The organism is Streptomyces sp. HUAS CB01 (assembly GCF_030406905.1).
GTDB lineage: Bacteria > Actinomycetota > Actinomycetes > Streptomycetales > Streptomycetaceae > Streptomyces > Streptomyces chengbuensis.
In genome coordinates, this window is sequence record NZ_CP129137.1 from 6,596,331 (window position 1) to 6,614,113 (window position 17,783).

Consider the following 17,783-nt stretch of genomic DNA (forward strand, 5'->3'; position numbering starts at 1 on the left):
CGCCCGGGAGGCGTGGACGATGGAGAGGGCACGATCCGCACCGAGAGCAAGTGGAGCCCATGAGCCGCCGCACCTCCTCCCGACCGCCGTTCCGGCTGCCGGTCGATCCGTACGTCCTCGTGCTCCTCGGCACCGTGCTCCTCGCGGCACTGCTCCCCGCCTCCGGCACCGCGGCCGACGTCGCGGGCGGAGCCTCCACCGGGGCCGTCGCCCTGCTCTTCTTCCTGTACGGGGCCCGGCTCTCGGCCCGGGAGGCGCTGGACGGACTGCGCCACTGGCGGCTCCACACGACCGTCCTGGCCGCCACCTTCGTCGTGTTCCCGCTGCTGGGTCTCGCCGCGGGCGGTCTCGTCCCCGCCGTGCTGACCCCGTCGCTCCACGACGGACTGCTCTTCCTCTGTCTGGTGCCGTCGACGATCCAGTCCTCGATCGCCTTCACGTCGATGGCCCGCGGAAACGTCCCCGCGGCGATCTGCGCGGGATCCTTCTCCAGCCTCGCCGGGATCGTGCTCACCCCGCTGCTGGCCGCCCTCCTGCTCGGCAGCGGCACCGGCGGCTTCTCGGCGGACGGGCTGCTGAGGATCGTGCTCCAGCTGCTGGTGCCGTTCCTGGCGGGGCAGTTGCTGCGCCACTGGATCGCGGGCTTCCTCGCACGCCGGCGCCGGCTCCTGGGCATCGTGGACCGCGGCTCGATCGTGCTGGTCGTCTACACCGCCTTCAGCCAGGGCACGGTGGCCGGTGTCTGGCACCAGGTCACCCCGGTGCGGCTGGGCGCGCTGCTGCTCGTCGAGGCGGTGCTGCTCGCGGTGATGCTCACCCTGACGTGGTACGGGCCCGCATGGCTCGGCTTCGGCCGCGCGGACCGCGTCGCCGTCCAGTTCGCCGGCGCGGAGAAGAGCCTGGCCGCGGGGCTGCCGATGGCGAGCGTCCTCTTCGGTGCGCAGGCGAGCCTTGCCGTGCTGCCGCTGATGCTGTTCCACCAGCTGCAGTTGATGGTCTGCGCGGTCATCGCCGAACGGCGCGCGCGGGACCCGCGACCGGCCGAGGCCGGGCCCGGGCCCACCCGGGCCCGGGTTCCGGCGCGCTGAACGGTGCCGACGATCCGCGCCCGCGCCCGCCCGTCCCGCCGCCCGGTCCGGCTCGGGCGCCGGCGCACTGAACCGCGCCCGGGCCCGACTGCTGCCGCGGGCCGGCGCATCGGGCGAGGCTCCTCGGGATGGCCCCGCGGGGAAGGACCCGGCCGGCGCAGGGGGCGCTCCCCGCCGGCCGGGCCCGTCACACCCCCGAGTGAAGGGCGATGCGCTCCTCGCCCGCGTACACGTTCATGTCCGGGCCGCGCAGAAAGCCGACCAGGGTCAGCCCGGTCTCGGCCGCCAGGTCGACGGCCAGCGACGACGGCGCGGAGACCGCCGCGAGCACCGGGATCCCCGCCATCACGGCCTTCTGCGCCAGCTCGAACGACGCCCGGCCCGACACCAGCAGGATGACCCGCGACAGCGGCAGCAGGTCCTCGCGCACCGCGCGGCCGATCAGCTTGTCCACGGCGTTGTGCCGGCCGACGTCCTCGCGGACGTCGAGCAGTTCGCCCTCCTCGGAGAACAGCGCCGCGGCGTGCAGCCCCCCGGTCCGGTCGAAGACCCGCTGCGCGGCGCGCAACCGGTCGGGGAGGCCGGAGAGCAGTCCGGGCTCGATCCGGACCGGGGGAGTGTCGGCGATGGGGAACCGGGCGGTGGTGCGTACCGCGTCGAGGCTGGCCTTGCCGCACAGTCCGCAGGACGACGTCGTGTAGACGTTGCGTTCGAGCGTGATGTCGGGGACGGGTACGCCCGGCGCGAGCTGCACGTCGACGACGTTGTACGTGTTGGTGCCGTCGTCCTTGGCGCCGGCGCAGTAGACGATCGACCGCAGCTCCGACGCGGAGCCGATCACGCCCTCGCTGACCAGGAACCCGGCCGCGAGCGCGAAGTCGTCGCCCGGGGTGCGCATGGTGACCGCCAGGGGGCGGCCGTTCAGCCGGATCTCGAGGGGTTCCTCGGCGACCAGCGTGTCCGGGCGGGCGGTCACCGCCCCGTTCCTGATCCGGATGGTGCGGCGGCGCTCGGTGACCCGTCCCATGGTGATCAGTCCCGACTCTGTGCGGTGGAGGTGCGCGGTACGGCGCACGGCCTCGCGCGGGTGCGGCGAGGCGCTCCCGACGATCTCATTGTCCTGCACCGAACGCCGCGCCCGGCACGGGCGGGCACCGCCCGTGCCGTTCTCATGCCGCGCTCCTCGTCGCCAGCAGGTCCGAAATGGCCGCCACCGTACGGAGCGTGGGCACCGGCACCCCGGTGATCCCGGCGAGCTCCACCACGGCGGCGAGCAGCACGTCCAGCTCCAGCGGCTTGCCCTTCTCCAAGTCCTGCAGCGTGGAGGTGCGGTGGTCGCCGACCCGCTCCGCGCCGGCGAGACGCCGCTCCACGGAGATCGCGGGCCGGCATCCCAGGGCGGCCGCGACCTCCAGGGTCTCGGTCATCATCAGCCCGATGACCTCACGGGTGGTGCGGTGGAGGCACATCTCCCGCATCGTCGCCCGGGTGAGCGCGCTGATCGGGTTGAAGGAGATGTTGCCGAGCAGCTTGATCCAGATGTCGTGGCGCACCTCCGGCTCCACCGGGCACTTCAGGCCGCCCTCGCGCATCGCCTCGCTGAACCCGAGACAGCGCGCGGAGACGGAGCGGTCGGGTTCGCCGATGGAGAAGCGGGTGCCTTCCAGGTGGCGGACGACCCCGGGGCCCGCCAGCTCCGTCGCCGCGTAGACGACGCAGCCCACCGCGCGCTCGGGAGCGAGGACGGCGCTGACGGCACCGCCGGGGTCCACACTCTCGATGCGCTGTCCGTCGTACGGGCCGCCGTGCCGGTGGAAGTACCACCAGGGAATGCCGTTCTGGGCGGCGACGATCGTGGTGCCGTCCCGGAGCAGGGGCTCGATCAGCGGCCCGCACGCCGCGTACGCGTTGGCCTTGAGGCCCAGGAAGACGTGGTCGACCGGGCCGACGTCGGCCGGGCGGTCGGTGGCGTGGACCCGCGCGGTGAAGTCGCCGCGCGGACTCAGTACCCGTACACCGTGCCGCCTCATGGCCGCCAGATGCGCTCCACGGGCGATGAGATGGACATCGGCGCCGGCGCGGTCGAGCGCGGCTCCGACGTAGGCGCCGATCGCACCGGCGCCGACGACTGCGACTTTCACGTGGGGCTCTCCGTTCGGTCGAGGGGAACCGAGAAACCGGCTGCGCAGCAGCAACGGGCACTGCATGTCGACGATATATTGTCTACAGTATGGACTTCCCGCCGACAAGGCGTGCGACAAGGCGTGTGGCAGCGTGGACGGGAACACCCTCGTCGTACGACAGGAGCCCGCGATGGCCGGGGAGATCTCGTTCTTCGAACTCGGCGTGGACGATCCCAGGAAGGCCCGCACCTTCTACGGCAACCTCTTCGGCTGGACCTTCGAGGACGCGCCCGGCGGCACCGGCTTCGCGATCACCACGCCCACCGTCCCCGGCGGAGTGCACGGCGCCGACGCCGGAGCCGCGCCCTACGTCTTCTTCAAGGTCGACGACCTCGCGTCCGCGCTCGAACGGATCGTGGAACTGGGCGGCACGGTCGAGGACCCCGACGCCGGCACGGAGGACGGCGCCGAACGCTTCGGCCGCTTCCGCTTCTGCCGCGACGACCAGGGCTCGCCCTTCGGGATCCACGAGCCGCCGGCGCGGTGAACCCCGGCCGGGATCGCTCCGCCCGGCGCGAGGGGATGCGGCGGACCCACCCGACCGGCCCGCGCACACCCGTGCCGACCGCACCCGCACCGGTCGCCGACCGTGCCCGTCCCCGCCGCTGCCCGCGCCCCCGTCCCGCGCCCACGCCGGTCCCGGGCGCTCGCGCGGCCCCCGCGCAGACCGCCGACTGGGCGGAGCCTCCAACCCGCGCGGGTGAATCCTGTGGGTTCGGCCGCCCTCGTACCCGCCGGTCGCTGACGAGACTGTTGGCTCCTGACCTCGACACAAAGGGGGTGCCCGGGCATGACCGGCACTCGTATCGCCGCGCTCGGCCACCACCGGCCCGCCCGGGTACTCACCAACGAAGACCTGGTGCGGATGGTCGACACCAGCGACGAGTGGATCACCAGCAGGGTCGGTATCCGGACACGCCACATCGCGGGCCCCGACGAACCGGTCGACGAACTCGCCGCCCACGCCGCCGGGAAGGCCCTCGCCGCGGCCGGGCTCACCCCCGCCGACATCGATCTCGTCCTCGTCGCCACCTCGACCGCGATCGACCGCTCCCCGAACACCGCGGCCCGCGTCGCCGCCCGGCTGGGGATGGCCTCCCCGGCGGTCATGGACCTCAACGTCGTCTGCGCCGGCTTCACCCACGCCCTCGCCACCGCCGACCACGCGATCCGGGCCGGCTCCGCGCTCCGCGCCCTCGTCATCGGCGCCGACAAGATGTCCGCAGTCGCCGACTGGACCGACCGCACCACCTGCGTCCTCGTCGGCGACGGGGCGGGTGCCGCGGTGGTCGAGGCGTGCGACGAGCGCGAGGCGGGCATCGGACCCGTGCTGTGGGGTTCGGTCCCCGAGATGGGCCACGCGGTGCGGATCGAGGGCACGCCACCCCGGTTCGCGCAGGAGGGCCAGTCCGTCTACCGCTGGGCGACGACCCAGCTCCCGCCGATCGCCCGCCGGGTCTGCGAACGGGCCTCGGTCGCGCCGGAGGACCTCGCCGCCGTCGTACTGCACCAGGCCAACCTGCGGATCATCGAGCCCGTCGCCGAGCGGATCGGCGCGGTGAACGCCGTCGTCGCCCGTGATGTCGTCGACTCCGGCAACACCTCGGCCGCCTCGATCCCGATCGCCCTGTCCCGGCTGGTCGAACGCGGGGACATCCCGTCCGGCACGCCCGCGCTCCTCTTCGGATTCGGCGGAAACCTGTCGTACGCGGGTCAGGTCGTCCGCTGCCCCTGAGGGATTGCGCTCGGTAGACTGTAGACGATAGCCAATTGCCGTCGCGTTGGTGCCGAGGACCGAGGGGGACCCGATGTTGTCCGCAGGACTGCCGCAGGGAACCGTGCCCAGGCTGGAGCGGCCGGGCCCGTTGCGCGAGCGCGTGTACGAGGCACTGCTGGAGCTCATCACCACCCGCGCCCTGCGCCCCGGCCAGCATCTCGTCGAGAGCGAACTCGCGGGCCACCTCGGGGTGTCGCGCCAGCCCGTACGGGAGGCGCTGCAGCGGCTCAACACGGAGGGATGGGTCGATCTGCGCCCGGCGCAGGGCGCGTTCGTCCACGAGCCGACCGAGGAGGAGGCCGACCAGCTGCTGTCGGTCCGTACGCTGCTGGAGGCCGAGGCCGCCCGGCTGGCCGCCGCGAACGCCGGCTCCGCCGGCATCGCCGCCCTGGAGGAGCTCTGCGACAAGGGCGAGCAGGCCGTCGCCGCCGACGACGTGGACCTGGCGGTCGCCACCAACGCCGCCTTCCACGCGAAGGTGATGGAGCTCGCGGGCAACGTGGTGCTCGCCGAACTGGCCGGCCAGGTCGACCGGCGCGTGCGCTGGTACTACACCCCCGTGGCCCGGCAGCGCGGCGAGCAGTCGTGGATCGAGCACCGCGAACTGATCGCGGCCATCTCGGCACGCGACGAGGGCCGGGCCACCGAGGTGATGCGCGCCCACACGGAGCACACCAGGCGCACCTACCACGAGCGCGAGTCCTGAGCCCGCCCGCGTCCTTCACCTCCGGGCGGCGGGGCCTGCGCCCCGGCTTCCCGCTGCGGTGCCCGGGTGCTCGGTCTCCTGCCGCGGGGGTCCCGGCCCTCGGCGTCGGCACCTGCGCGGGGAGACGGCGGCCGGGCGTGGCTGGGCCGGGGCGGTCGTGGCCGGGGCTGCCGGGGAGCGTCGGCTTCGGTCTCCCGCGACGAGTCGCCGGCCTTCGGGTTCGCGCCTGCGCGAGGTGTTCGGGGCCGGGCGGGGCGGTTGGGTCCGGGCGCCGGCAAGGGAGTGTGGGCTCCGGGCCAACGGCGGCGAGGGTGCCGGTCTTCGGGTCTGGCCTGCGCGGGGCGTCCGTGGCCGGGGCTGCCGCGGAGTACCGGCTGTCGGCTTCCCCCGCGGGAGCCTTGGCCTCAGGCTCGCGCCCCGCGCCGGGAGATCGCGTCCGGGCCGCCTGACGGGGAGCGTCGGCCCCGGGATTCCGCCGCGGGCGGTCGCGGTCTCCGGTGTTCACGCCCAGGGCCGTCGGGGGAGTGGCGCCTGCTCCCGGCCCCGCAGCCGCGGGCGGTCGCGTCCGGCGGCCGCGGAGCCTGCCGGGACGCCGGCATCTCCTGCGCTCGGGCCGCTCCGGGACGGCCGTCCCCGGGCGCGGGCGGTGCCGGTGCCGGAGGCCCGTCCTCGGCAGGGGCGCGACAGGCCCGGCGCCCCGCGACCGCTCACCCGCCGACATCGGGACGCCGGCATGTCCTGCGCTCGGGCCGCTCCGGGACGGCCGTCCCCGGGCGCGGGCGGTGCCGGTGCCGGAGGCCCGTCCTCGGCAGGGGCGCGACAGGCCCGGCGCCCCGCGACCGCTCACCCGCCGACATCGGGACGTCGGCATGTCCTGCGGCTCGGGCCGCTCCGGGACGGCCGTCCCCGGGCGCGGGCGGTGCCGGTGCCGGAGGCCCGTCCTCGGCAGGGGCGCGACAGGCCCGGCGCCCCGCGACCGCTCACCCGCCCACGCGCGCACCCGCCCGTGTCCAGCGGCCTGAGGTGCGCGCCCCCGCGGCCCTGACGCATCCTTTCTATGTGACCTGGTACGGCGCGGCCAGGCCCGGCGCGCGCTCGAAGCGCGGGCCGCAGCGCGAGACGAGCGGCGGCGCGGTCCACCCCCTGGACGAGCTCGGACTGGTGCTCGCCGAGGCCGCGGTCCACTCGATCGGCGCGGTGGGGGGTTACGCCGGCGGGGTGTACCTGCGGTCGCACACGTCCGGCCTGCTGCGCCTGGCCGTGGCCGTCGGGCTCCCCGGCGAACTGATGCGCCCGTGGTGGCGCATGCACGTCAACAGGCCCTTCCCCGTTGCCGAGTGCCACCGCCGCTCCCAGCCCATCCACCTCGCCGACGGCGAGGAGGCCATGCAGCGTTTCCCGCAGCTCATGGCGGGGCTGCCGTTCTCCTTCAGCTCCCTGTACGCACCGGTCAGGAGCGGGAACGAGCGCTTCGGCGTCCTCGTGGCGCTGCGCCCCGCCACCGCCGGGCAATCCGTCGCCGAGGAGGACCTGCGGCGCTTCACCGACGCGGGGACCCGGCTCGGCGCCGCCCTCGGTGAACTCCACCACGACGGCACCTCCGTCCGCTGGGAACGCGAGCCCTTCGTCGTCCAGGCCCCCGACGCGACGGCCCGACCCGTGCGCATCGGAGCCTTCGACTGGGACCTCGGCACGGGAGCGCTCTCCGCCGACGAGGAACTCTGCGCCATCCTCGGTGTCGACCCCGCCTGTTTCCCGGGCACCATCGAGGCGCTCACCGCCCATGTCACACCCGAGGACGCCTACCAGCTGTGGGCCGTGGCCCGGGAGGCCGCCCAGACCGGCCGTCCCGTCGTACGCCGGATCCGGATCGTCCGCGACGGCCATCCGCCGTCCCTGGTGGAACTCACCGGCCGCCCCGTTCACTCGTCCCCCGGCATCGGCACGCGCCGCGTCACCGGCTCCCTCATCGACCTCGGGACCGGAGTGGTCTCCGGAGAGGCCGGCGACCGGCTCCCCGACGGGCTGTTCTCCCTCGACCGCTCCTGCCGCATCACCTACGCCAACCACAGCGCCGAGGATCTCATCGGGATGCCCCGCGACCAGCTCGTCGGCCGGGTGCTCTGGGAGGCCGTGTCCTGGCTCGACCGCCCGGGCTACTGGGACCACTACCGGGCGGCGCTGCTCTCGCACACCCCCGTCCAGTTCCGCGCCAACCGCGAGGAGGACGACTGGGTCACCGTCTCCCTCTTCCCCGGCCGGGAAGGAGTGACCGGAACCGTCGCCGCCGCCGAGCCCCCCGACTACGCACCGGGTTCCGTCAGCTTCCCCGGCGCCGGACTGGGCACCTTCGCCTCACCCGCCGACCGGGCCAGCGCCCTGTACCGGCCGGTCGCCCTCGCCATCGCCCTGACCGAGGCCGTCACCGCCCGCCAGGTCTCGGCGGTCGTCACGGAGGAACTGCTGCCCGCGTTCGGCGGCCGCCAGCTGGCCATCTACGTCCTCCACGAGCGCCACCTCTACCTGGCCTGGGAGACCGGCTTCCCGGCCGGGTTCCTCGCCCCCTTCGACGGGGTCGGGCTGGACGCCCGCATCCCCGGCGTGGAAACCCTCACCACCGGCCGCCCGATCTTCTTCGAGTCCATGGACAAACTCGCCGCCGCCTATCCCGGGCTCGCGATCGACGCCTCCGTCGGCGCCCGCGCCTTCCTGCCGCTGATCGCCTCCGGCCGCCCCGTCGGCTCCTGCATCCTCGGCTTCGACCACCCGCGCGGCTTCGCCCCCGAGGAGCGCACCGTCCTCACCGCCCTCGCCGGGCTCATCGCCCAGGCCCTCGAACGCGCCCAGCGCTACGACAGCGAGTCCGCACTCGCCCGCGGCCTCCAGGACGCCCTGCTGCCGCACCGGCTGCCCGTCATCAAGGACGTGGAGACCGTCGGCCGCTATCTCCCCGGCACCCAGGGGATGGACGTCGGCGGCGACTGGTACGACGTCATCGAGACGGACCGCGGCCTCGCCCTCGTCATCGGCGACGTCCAGGGGCACGGGGTCTCCGCCGCCGCCATCATGGGCCAGCTGCGCAGCGCGGTACGGGCGTTCGCCCTCGCCGACCGGGAGCCCGACGAGGTGATGAGCGGCACCAACCGGCTCCTCATCGACCTCGACCCGGCACAGTTCGCCACCTGCTGCTACGTGCTCCTCGACCCGGCGACCGGCACCGCCCAGGCCGTACGCGCCGGGCACCCCCAGCCGCTGCTGCGCAGGCCCGACGGCACGACCGAGGTGCTCGACCTGCCCGGCGGGCTGATCCTCGGCGTCGACGCGGAGGAGCACTACCCGGTCTGCGAACTCACCCTGGAACCAGGGGCGGTACTGGCCCTCTTCACCGACGGGCTGATCGAGGAGGCGGGCACCGACATCGACGCCGGCGTCGAGCGTCTGCGGGCCACCCTCAGCCGGGTCAGCCACATCTCGATCGCCGACACCGCGGACCGGCTGATCCGCGAGGCGCGCCAGGCCACGGACCGGCCCGACGACATCGCGCTGCTGCTCACCGCCCGCTGGTCGAGGCGCCAGACGGACCGCACCCTGGCCGGTCCCGGCCGGCGGTGACCGGCGCGGGCCCGTGCCCGCTGCCGTCCGCCACCCGGCCCGGGGCCGTCAGGGCCCGCCTCCGACACGTCCGGAGGGAGGCCGGCCGCCTCGGCCCGGCTCGCGGCACCCGCACGGTCCCGCCGCCCGCCCCCGCGGGTGCGCGCGAACCCCGCTCGTCGCCGTGCGCGGGCGGGCCACTCGTACGCCGGCCGCCCGCTCCCGCTGCTGCGTCCGATCCCGTTCGTCCCCGTGCGACGGCACGACGCCCGTGCGCCGACCGCCCGACCGCCCGGGGCCGCCACCCGCGTGGGGACACGGGCCGTCGCCCAAGCGCCCCGGGCGTACGGAGCCGTGGCGTGCGGGCGGCCGGAGGACGGGGCACGCTGGTCCTGGGGCTGCCGACCGCCCGGCCACGGCCGCGGAGGAAGGGAAGCTGCGATGTTCGCGAGACTGAGCAGGTACGAGGGGTCGCCCGTGCCCCCCGAGGGCGACCTGTCCGCGCACGCGGAGACGGTCGTCCAGCAGGTCCGGGGACTTCCCGGCTTCCTCGGCGTGTACTGGTTCGTCGACCGGGCAACGGGCAGGGCCGTGTCGCTGACCCTGTGGGAGGACGAGGAGACCATGCTGGCCAGCGAGGAGAGGGCTGACCGGATCCGGGTGGACACGGCCCGCAGGGAGGGCCAGCGGATCGTCTCCGTCGACCGCTACGAAGTCGGCTTCAGCCACCTCAAACCCTGACGGCACCCCACGGAACGCGCCCTGCCCGTGCCACGTTCGGCCACCCCCGTCCCCGGCTTTGTCCTGGGTGTGGAGAAAGTTGCGGTGGATTGGTGCTCAACTTCTTCCCCCTCGGGGAAAGCGCTGCTACGTTCCCCTCGAAAGCCCGACGGAACGGCTGACCGGGATTCCCCGCGCCGACGGCCAGGGAGGGGAGGGGCGCGTGAGACGCATGACGGCTCGACCCGCCAACGCGCACCAGGCGCGACTGCTCAGGCTGTTGCGCGACGGCGGTCCCAACTCCCGTGCCCAGCTGGGCGATCAGGTCGACCTGTCCCGCTCCAAGCTCGCCGTCGAGATCGACCGCCTGCTGGAGACCGGACTGGTCGTCGCCGACGGCCTCGCCGCCTCACGCGGCGGCCGCCGCTCCCACAACATCCGGCTCGCCCCGAACCTTCGCTTCCTCGGCGTCGACATCGGCGCCACCTCCGTCGACGTCGCCGTCACCAACGCCGAACTGGAGGTCCTCGGACACCTCAACCAGCCGATGGACGTCCGCGAGGGCCCGGTCGCCGTCTTCGAGCAGGTCCTCGCCATGGCCGCCAAACTGAAGGCCTCCGGCCTCGCCGAAGGCTTCGACGGCGCCGGCATCGGCGTACCCGGACCGGTCCGCTACCCCGAGGGCGTCCCCGTCGCACCGCCGATCATGCCCGGCTGGGACGGCTTCCCGGTCCGCGAGGCCCTCAGCCAGGAACTCGGCTGCCCGGTCATGGTCGACAACGACGTGAACCTCATGGCCATGGGGGAGCAGCACGCCGGCGTCGCCCGCTCCGTCGGCGACTTCCTCTGCGTCAAGATCGGCACCGGCATCGGCTGCGGCATCGTCGTCGGCGGCGAGGTCTACCGCGGTACCACCGGCAGCGCCGGCGACATCGGCCACATCCAGGTCGAGGCCGACGGACGCGCCTGCGCCTGCGGCAACAAGGGCTGCCTGGAAGCCCACTTCAGCGGCGCGGCCCTCGCCCGCGACGCGGAGGAGGCGGCCCGCACCGGCCAGTCGCCCGAACTCGCCGCACGGCTGGAGGCCGCGGGCAGGCTCACCGCCGTCGACGTGGCCACCGCGGCCGCCGCCGGCGACTCCACCGCGCTCGACCTGATCCGCGAGGGCGGCAACCGCGTCGGCCAGGTCATCGCCGGACTCGTCAGCTTCTTCAACCCCGGACTGGTGGTGATCGGCGGCGGAGTCACCGGTCTCGGCCACACCCTGCTCGCCAGCGTCCGCACCCAGGTCTACCGGCAGTCCCTGCCGCTTGCCACCGGAAACCTCCCCATCGTGCTGGGCGAACTGGGCCCCGCCGCCGGAGTGATCGGCGCGGCCCGGCTCATCAGCGACCACCTGTTCTCCCCGGCCTGATCCGCCCGGACCGGTCGGTCCGCAACGCACCACAGCACACGCACCTGGTTCCACCCTGCCCGCTCACCGGCCGCACCCGCCGAGGGGATCCGCCATGGCACCAGAACCACCCGCACCGCCTTCACCGCAGGACGCGTCCGCACCACCGCTGCTCACGATGCGCGGCATCACCAAATCGTTCCCCGGCGTCCGCGCCCTCGACGGCGTCGACCTCGACGTCCAGGCCGGCGAGGTCCACTGTCTCCTCGGCCAGAACGGCGCCGGCAAGTCCACCCTCATCAAGGTCCTCGCCGGAGCCCACCAGCCCGACGACGGACAGATCACCTGGCGCGGCGAACCCGTCGCGCTCAGGTCGCCCATCGCCGCCATGCGCCTCGGCATCGCCACCATCTACCAGGAACTCGACCTGGTGGAGGGCCTGTCGGTCGCCGAGAACGTCTTCCTCGGCCATGAACCCACCGCCGCCGGGTTCGTCGTCCGCGGCCGCGAGGCCCGCCGCGCCGCCACCGCGCTGCTGCGTCGCCTCGGCCACCCCGAGATCGACCCCGGCCGCCCCGTCGGCAGCCTCTCCGCCGCCCAGCAGCAGATCGTCTCCATGGCCCGCGCCCTCTCCCACGACGTACGCCTCATCGTCATGGACGAACCCTCGGCGGCCCTCGACCCCGACGAGACCGACAACCTCTTCCGCATCGTCGCCGACCTCACCGCCGACGGCGTCGCCGTCGTCTACATCTCCCACCGCCTGGAGGAGATCCGCCGCATCGGCGACCGGGTCACCGTCCTCAAGGACGGCCGTGCCGTCGCCGGGGGACTGCCCGCCAAGGACACCCCCACGCGCGACATCGTTGCCATGATGACCGGCCGCAGCGTCGAGTACGTCTTCCCCGACCGCCCCGCGGCCCCGCCCCGGGCGGAACCCGTGCTCCGCGTCGAAGGCCTCAGCCGCGAGGGCGAGTTCGCCCCCGTCGACCTCGAACTGCGCCCGGGGGAGATCCTCGGCCTCGCCGGACTCGTCGGCTCCGGACGCTCCGAGATCCTGGAGACCGTCTACGGCGCCCGCAAGCCCACCACCGGCCGCGTCACCGTCGACGGCCGCCCCCTCAAGCCCGGCAGCGTACGCTCCGCCGTCCGCGCCGGACTCGGCCTCGCCCCCGAGGAACGCAAGGCCCAGGGCCTGCTGATGCTCGAATCCGTCACCCGCAACGTGTCGGTGTCCTCCCTCTCCCGCTTCTCCCGGGGCGGCTGGCTGGACCGCGGCGCCGAACGCCGCGACGCCCGCCGGGCCACCCGCGAGCTGTCGCTGCGGCCGGACAACCCCGACGCCCGCATCCGCACCCTGTCCGGCGGCAACCAGCAAAAGGCCGTCCTCGCCCGCTGGCTGCTGCGCGGCTGCCGTGTGCTGCTGCTCGACGAGCCCACCCGCGGCGTCGACGTCGGCGCCCGCGCCGAGCTCTACGCCGTCATCCGCCGGCTCGCCGACGAAGGACTCGCCGTCCTCCTCGTCTCCAGCGAGGTCCCCGAAGTGCTGGGCCTCGCCGACCGGGTGCTGGTGCTCCGGGAAGGCCGCGTCGTGCACACGGCGCCCGCCGGGGAGCTGGACGAGCACCGTGTACTCGACCTTGTCATGGAAGGGAGCCCGAGCTCATGACGCAGCCCGCCTCCGAGGCCCCGCAGGCCCCGCCGCCGCCCGCGGTGTCGCCCCCGGCCGCCAAGGCCGTCCGGCCCGCCCTGGGACTGCGCGCCGACGTCCGCAACCTCTCGCTCCTCGGGGTCCTCGCCGTGCTCGTCGCGGTCGGCGGCATCACCGAGCCCGACACCTTCCTCGACACCTCCAACCTCCAACTGGTCCTCACCCAGGCGTCCGTCATCGGCGTCGTCACCGTCGGCATGACCTTCGTCATCACCAGCGGCGGCATCGACCTCTCCGTCGGCGCGATCGTCGCCCTCGCCTCCGTGTGGGCGACCACCCTCGCCACCCAGGAGTACGGCTTCGCCGGAATCCTGTTCACCGCGATCGTCGTCGGCGTCGGCTGCGGACTGGTCAACGGCCTGCTCATCGCCTACGGCGGGATGGTGCCGTTCATCGCGACCCTCGCCATGCTCGCCTCGGCCCGCGGCCTCGCCCTGCAGATCACCGACGGCAAGACGCAGATCGTCACCGTCCAGCCCGTGCTCGACCTGGGCGTCCCCGACTCCTACCTCCTCGGCATCCCGCCGCTGGTGCTGGTCTTCGCCGCCGTCACCGCACTCGGCTGGCTGCTGCTGAACCGGACGACCTTCGGACGCCGCACCGTCGCCGTCGGCGGCAACGCCGAAGCGGCCCGGCTCGCCGGCATCGACGTACGCCGCCAGCGGCTCTACCTCTACCTGCTGTCCGGACTGTGCTGCGGCATCGCCGCCTTCCTGCTGATCGTCCTGTCCGGCTCGGGCCAGAACACCAACGGCAACCTCTACGAACTCGACGCCATCGCCGCCGCGATCATCGGCGGCACCCTCCTCAGCGGCGGCCGCGGCACCATCGTCGGCTCCGTCCTCGGCGTCCTCGTCTTCACCACCATCACCAACATCTTCGCCCTCAACAACCTGGAGAGCGCCGTCCAGCAGATCGCCAAGGGAGCGATCATCGTGGCCGCCGTCCTGGTCCAGCGCAGCACCCTGCGCAACGGCGAGACGTGACCCAGCTCCGCTGACACCTCGTCACCCCCGTCCCACCTCCACCCCCGCACGTCCCGGCCCACCCGCACGCCCGAACCCAGAGGGGTTGACCCGCCATGCCAGAAATCCCCGCCACCAGCCGCAGAGGACTGCTCTTCGGCACCGCCGCCGTCTCCGCCGGCGCCCTCCTCACCGCCTGCACGAGCAACGAGCCGAAGAGCGCCGGCACGGCCACCGGCAACGCCCCGGCCGCCGACGACAAGCCCGGCAAGCCCGTCACCATCGGCTTCGCCGGCCCGCAGGCCGACCACGGCTGGCTCGCCGCCATCAACGCCAACGCCAAGCAGCGCGCCGGGAAGTACGCGGACGTCACTCTGGAGATCACCGAGGGCTCCAACGACACCGCCGCCCAGATCGGCCAGATCCAGACCCTCATCAACAAGAAGGTCGACGTCCTGGTGATCCTGCCGGCCGACGGCAAGGCCCTCACCCAGGTCGGACTCCAGGCCATGAAGGCCGGCATCCCCGTCGTCAACCTGGACCGCATCTTCGCCTCCCCGCAGGCATACCGCTGCTGGATCGGCGGCGACAACTACGGCATGGGCCTCAACGCGGGCCGCTTCATCGGCGAACAGCTCAAGGACAAGCCGAACGCCAAGGTCATCGAACTCGCCGGCATGGACAACCTGGAACTCACCAAGCAGCGCACCCAGGGCTTCGACGACGCCCTCAAGAACTACCCCAACATCCGCAAGGTCGCCCGCCAGGCCGCCGAGTTCACCGTCGAGTCCGGCCAGGCCAAGATGGCCCAGCTGCTCCAGGCGCAGAAGCAGTTCGACGCCCTCTGGAACCACGACGACGACCAGGGCGTCGGCGCCCTCCGCGCCATCCAGCAGGCCGGCCGGGACGACTTCCTCATGGTCGGCGGCGCCGGCGCCAAGTCCGCGATGGACGCCATCAAGGCCGACAACGGCGTACTGAAGGCCACCGTCCTCTACCCGCCGACGATGGCCGCCTCCGCCATCGACCTCGCCCGCGCCCTCGGCCAGGGCAAGGGCATCGGCGGCATGGCGGAACTCGAGATCCCCGCCTCCGTCACCCTCTACTCGGCCGTCGTCACCAAGGACAACGTCGACCAGTACCTGCCCACGGGCTTCAACTGACGTTCCGCCCGCCCCCACCGAGCAACCGACGAGGAGGAACCCGCATGCCCGGCAAGGAACAGAGGGACAGCGACAGCGAGGCCGCACCGCCGACACTCGGCGTCGGCATGGTCGGATACGCGTTCATGGGCGCCGCCCACTCACAGGGCTGGCGCACCGCGGGGCGCGTCTTCGACCTGCCGCTGCGGCCGGTCCTCGCCGCGATCGGCGGCCGCGACGCGGTCGCCGTCCGGGCCGCCGCCGCCAAGCACGGCTGGGCGGCGGCGGAGACCGACTGGCGCGCCCTCGTGACCCGCGACGACGTGCAGCTCGTCGACGTCTGCACCCCGGGTGACAGCCATGCGGAGATCGCCATCGCGGCACTGGAGGCGGGCAAGCACGTCCTCTGCGAGAAGCCGCTGGCCAACTCGGTCCCCGAGGCCGAGGCGATGGTGGCCGCCGCCGAGGCGGCCGCCGCGCGCGGCCAGGTGGCCATGGTCGGCTTCAACTACCGGCGCGTGCCCGCCATCGCGTACGCCCGCCGGCTGATCACCGACAACCGGCTCGGCGCGCTCCGGCACGTGCGGGTCACCTATCTGCAGGACTGGCTCGTCGACCCCGACTTTCCACTGACCTGGCGGCTCGAGCGCGAGCACGCGGGCTCCGGCGCGCTCGGCGACCTCGGCGCGCACGCCGTGGACCTCGCGCAGTACCTGGCGGGCGAGCCGCTGGTCGGGGTGTCCGCACTCACCGAGACCTTCGTACGCGAACGGCCGCTGCTCGCCGGGGCGTCCACGGGGCTGTCCGCCACCGGCGCCGACGGCCGCGGCCCGGTCACCGTCGACGACGCCGCCCTGTTCACCGGACGGCTCGCCTCCGGGGCGCTGGCCTCCTTCGAGGCGACCCGGATGGCCGCCGGCCGCAAGAACGCCCTGCGGCTGGAGATCAACGGCGAACGCGGCTCCCTCGCCTTCGACCTGGAACGCCTCAACGAACTGTCCTTCCACGACCACACCGAACCCGCCGCTTCGGCCGGCTTCCGGCGGATCCTCGTCACCGAGCCGGGTCATCCCTACCTGGAGGCGTGGTGGCCGCCCGGCCACGCCCTCGGCTACGAGCACACCTTCGTGCACCAGGCGCGCGACATCGTGCACGCCGTCGCCGCGGGGAACACCTCACCGGCGCCGTCGTTCGCCGACGGACTGCAGGTGCAGCGGGTGCTCGCCGCCGTGGAGGAGAGCGCCGAGAAGAACGCCGTCTACACCCCCGTCCCGGGGTCCGTCGTCTGACGCCGGTCCCCACCCAGTCCGCACACCGGCGGGGAGCCCGGGGGGTGCTCCCCGCCGGTGTGCCCCGTCCGCGGACCGCCGGTCCGCGGGTCGCCGTCCGAGGAGGTCCTCGCCGTGCCCCGTCCCTTCACCCTGTTCACCGGCCAGTGGGCCGACCTGCCCCTGGAGGAGGTCTGCCGGCTCGCCCGCGACTTCGGCTACGACGGACTCGAACTCGCCTGCTGGGGCGACCACTTCGAGGTCGACAAGGCCCTCGCCGACCCTTCGTACCTGGACGGGCGGCGCGCGCTGCTCGACAAGTACGGGCTGAAGTGCTGGGCGATCTCCAACCACCTCGTCGGCCAGGCCGTCTGCGACCACCCGATCGACGAGCGGCACCAGGCGATCGTGCCCGCCCGGATCTGGGGCGACGGCGAGCCGGAGGGCGTCCGGCGGCGCGCCGCCCGCGAACTGCAGGACACCGCCCGGGCCGCGGCCGCCTTCGGCGTCCGCACCGTCATCGGCTTCACCGGATCGTCGATCTGGCACCTGGTCGCCATGTTCCCCCCGGTGCCGGAGCGGATGATCGAACGCGGCTACGAGGACTTCGCCGAGCGGTGGAACCCGATCCTCGACGTGTTCGACGCCGAGGGCGTGCGCTTCGCCCACGAGGTCCACCCGAGCGAGATCGCCTACGACTACTGGACCACGCACCGCGCGCTGGAGGCCGTCGGCCGGCGGCCCGCCTTCGGGCTGAACTTCGACCCCAGCCACTTCGTCTGGCAGGACCTCGACCCCGTCGGCTTCCTCTACGACTTCCGGGACCGGATCTACCACGTGGACTGCAAGGAGGCCCGCACCCGGCTCGACGGCCGCAACGGCCGCCTCGGCTCCCACCTTCCCTGGGGCGACCCCCGACGCGGCTGGGACTTCGTGTCCGCCGGCCACGGCGACGTGCCCTGGGAGGACGTGTTCCGCATGCTGCGTTCCATCGGCTACGACGGGCCGGTGTCCGTCGAGTGGGAGGACGCCGGAATGGACCGTCTGGCGGGCGCACCGGAAGCGCTTGCCACGCTGAAGCGCTACGACTTCGACCCGCCGTCGGCGTCCTTCGACGCGGCCTTCGGGGGCAACGACTAGCCCGTTCCCGCAGGCCGGAGCCCGGCGGTGGCCCCCGCCGCCGGGCGGTCCGGCCTGCCCCGGAACGGCTTTGTCCTGATGCGGGAAAAAGTTCAACTT

At 73.7% G+C, this 17,783-nt stretch carries 14 protein-coding genes; 12 read left to right on the forward strand and 2 right to left on the reverse strand.

The genetic code is table 11. From position 1 onward, the window contains the following. Positions 1-59 precede the first annotated feature (59 nt). The gene (locus QRN89_RS29000; RefSeq protein WP_290352374.1) at positions 60-1,088 is read left to right on the forward strand and encodes a bile acid:sodium symporter family protein; all 1,029 of its coding nucleotides are present in this window, start codon (positions 60-62) and stop codon (positions 1,086-1,088) included. Between the two features lie 187 nt (positions 1,089-1,275). Here QRN89_RS29000 and fdhD read toward each other — a convergent pair whose 3' ends face one another. Both fdhD and QRN89_RS29010 read right to left on the reverse strand, forming a co-directional pair. Continuing rightward, positions 1,276-2,115, reverse strand: coding sequence for a formate dehydrogenase accessory sulfurtransferase FdhD (gene fdhD, locus QRN89_RS29005; protein ID WP_290353904.1), 840 nt, complete (start codon positions 2,113-2,115; stop codon positions 1,276-1,278). A 142-nt stretch (positions 2,116-2,257) separates the two neighbouring features. Continuing rightward, positions 2,258-3,229: a 2-dehydropantoate 2-reductase gene (locus tag QRN89_RS29010; RefSeq protein ID WP_290352376.1), complete on the reverse strand. Its 972-nt coding sequence runs from the start codon at positions 3,227-3,229 to the stop codon at positions 2,258-2,260. Positions 3,230-3,362: 133 nt separating this feature from the next. Between QRN89_RS29010 and QRN89_RS29015 the strand changes: the two genes are divergently transcribed. From QRN89_RS29015 to QRN89_RS29065, 11 genes are all read left to right on the forward strand, one after another. Then, positions 3,363-3,758 (forward strand): VOC family protein, encoded by a 396-nt coding sequence (locus QRN89_RS29015; protein ID WP_290352378.1) that lies wholly within the window; start codon positions 3,363-3,365, stop codon positions 3,756-3,758. A 303-nt stretch (positions 3,759-4,061) separates the two neighbouring features. Then, entirely contained in the window at positions 4,062-5,006 is a 945-nt protein-coding gene (locus tag QRN89_RS29020) for a beta-ketoacyl-ACP synthase III (protein ID WP_290352380.1), read from the forward strand. 73 nt (positions 5,007-5,079) lie between these two features. Continuing rightward, positions 5,080-5,754, forward strand: a complete 675-nt coding sequence (locus QRN89_RS29025) for a GntR family transcriptional regulator (RefSeq protein WP_290352381.1) — start codon at positions 5,080-5,082, stop codon at positions 5,752-5,754. A gap of 1,023 nt (positions 5,755-6,777) precedes the next feature. Further along, positions 6,778-9,366: a SpoIIE family protein phosphatase gene (locus tag QRN89_RS29030; protein ID WP_390701044.1), complete on the forward strand. Its 2,589-nt coding sequence runs from the start codon at positions 6,778-6,780 to the stop codon at positions 9,364-9,366. Positions 9,367-9,786: 420 nt separating this feature from the next. Beyond that, positions 9,787-10,086 carry an antibiotic biosynthesis monooxygenase gene (locus QRN89_RS29035; RefSeq protein WP_093659677.1) on the forward strand — a complete coding sequence of 100 codons (300 nt, stop codon included), beginning with the start codon at positions 9,787-9,789 and terminating at the stop codon, positions 10,084-10,086. Between the two features lie 211 nt (positions 10,087-10,297). Continuing rightward, positions 10,298-11,479, forward strand: coding sequence for an ROK family transcriptional regulator (locus QRN89_RS29040; protein ID WP_290352384.1), 1,182 nt, complete (start codon positions 10,298-10,300; stop codon positions 11,477-11,479). Between the two features lie 157 nt (positions 11,480-11,636). Then, positions 11,637-13,127 carry a sugar ABC transporter ATP-binding protein gene (locus QRN89_RS29045; protein WP_290353907.1) on the forward strand — a complete coding sequence of 497 codons (1,491 nt, stop codon included), beginning with the start codon at positions 11,637-11,639 and terminating at the stop codon, positions 13,125-13,127. Beyond that, the gene (locus QRN89_RS29050) at positions 13,124-14,155 is read left to right on the forward strand and encodes an ABC transporter permease (protein ID WP_290352386.1); all 1,032 of its coding nucleotides are present in this window, start codon (positions 13,124-13,126) and stop codon (positions 14,153-14,155) included. The genes QRN89_RS29045 and QRN89_RS29050 overlap by 4 nt, the downstream gene beginning before the upstream one ends. A 95-nt stretch (positions 14,156-14,250) precedes the next feature. Then, positions 14,251-15,297, forward strand: a complete 1,047-nt coding sequence (locus QRN89_RS29055; RefSeq protein ID WP_290352387.1) for a substrate-binding domain-containing protein — start codon at positions 14,251-14,253, stop codon at positions 15,295-15,297. 44 nt (positions 15,298-15,341) lie between these two features. Beyond that, positions 15,342-16,565, forward strand: coding sequence for a Gfo/Idh/MocA family protein (locus tag QRN89_RS29060; protein ID WP_290352388.1), 1,224 nt, complete (start codon positions 15,342-15,344; stop codon positions 16,563-16,565). 114 nt (positions 16,566-16,679) lie between these two features. Further along, positions 16,680-17,684 carry a sugar phosphate isomerase/epimerase family protein gene (locus QRN89_RS29065; RefSeq protein ID WP_290352390.1) on the forward strand — a complete coding sequence of 335 codons (1,005 nt, stop codon included), beginning with the start codon at positions 16,680-16,682 and terminating at the stop codon, positions 17,682-17,684. Positions 17,685-17,783 lie beyond the last annotated feature (99 nt).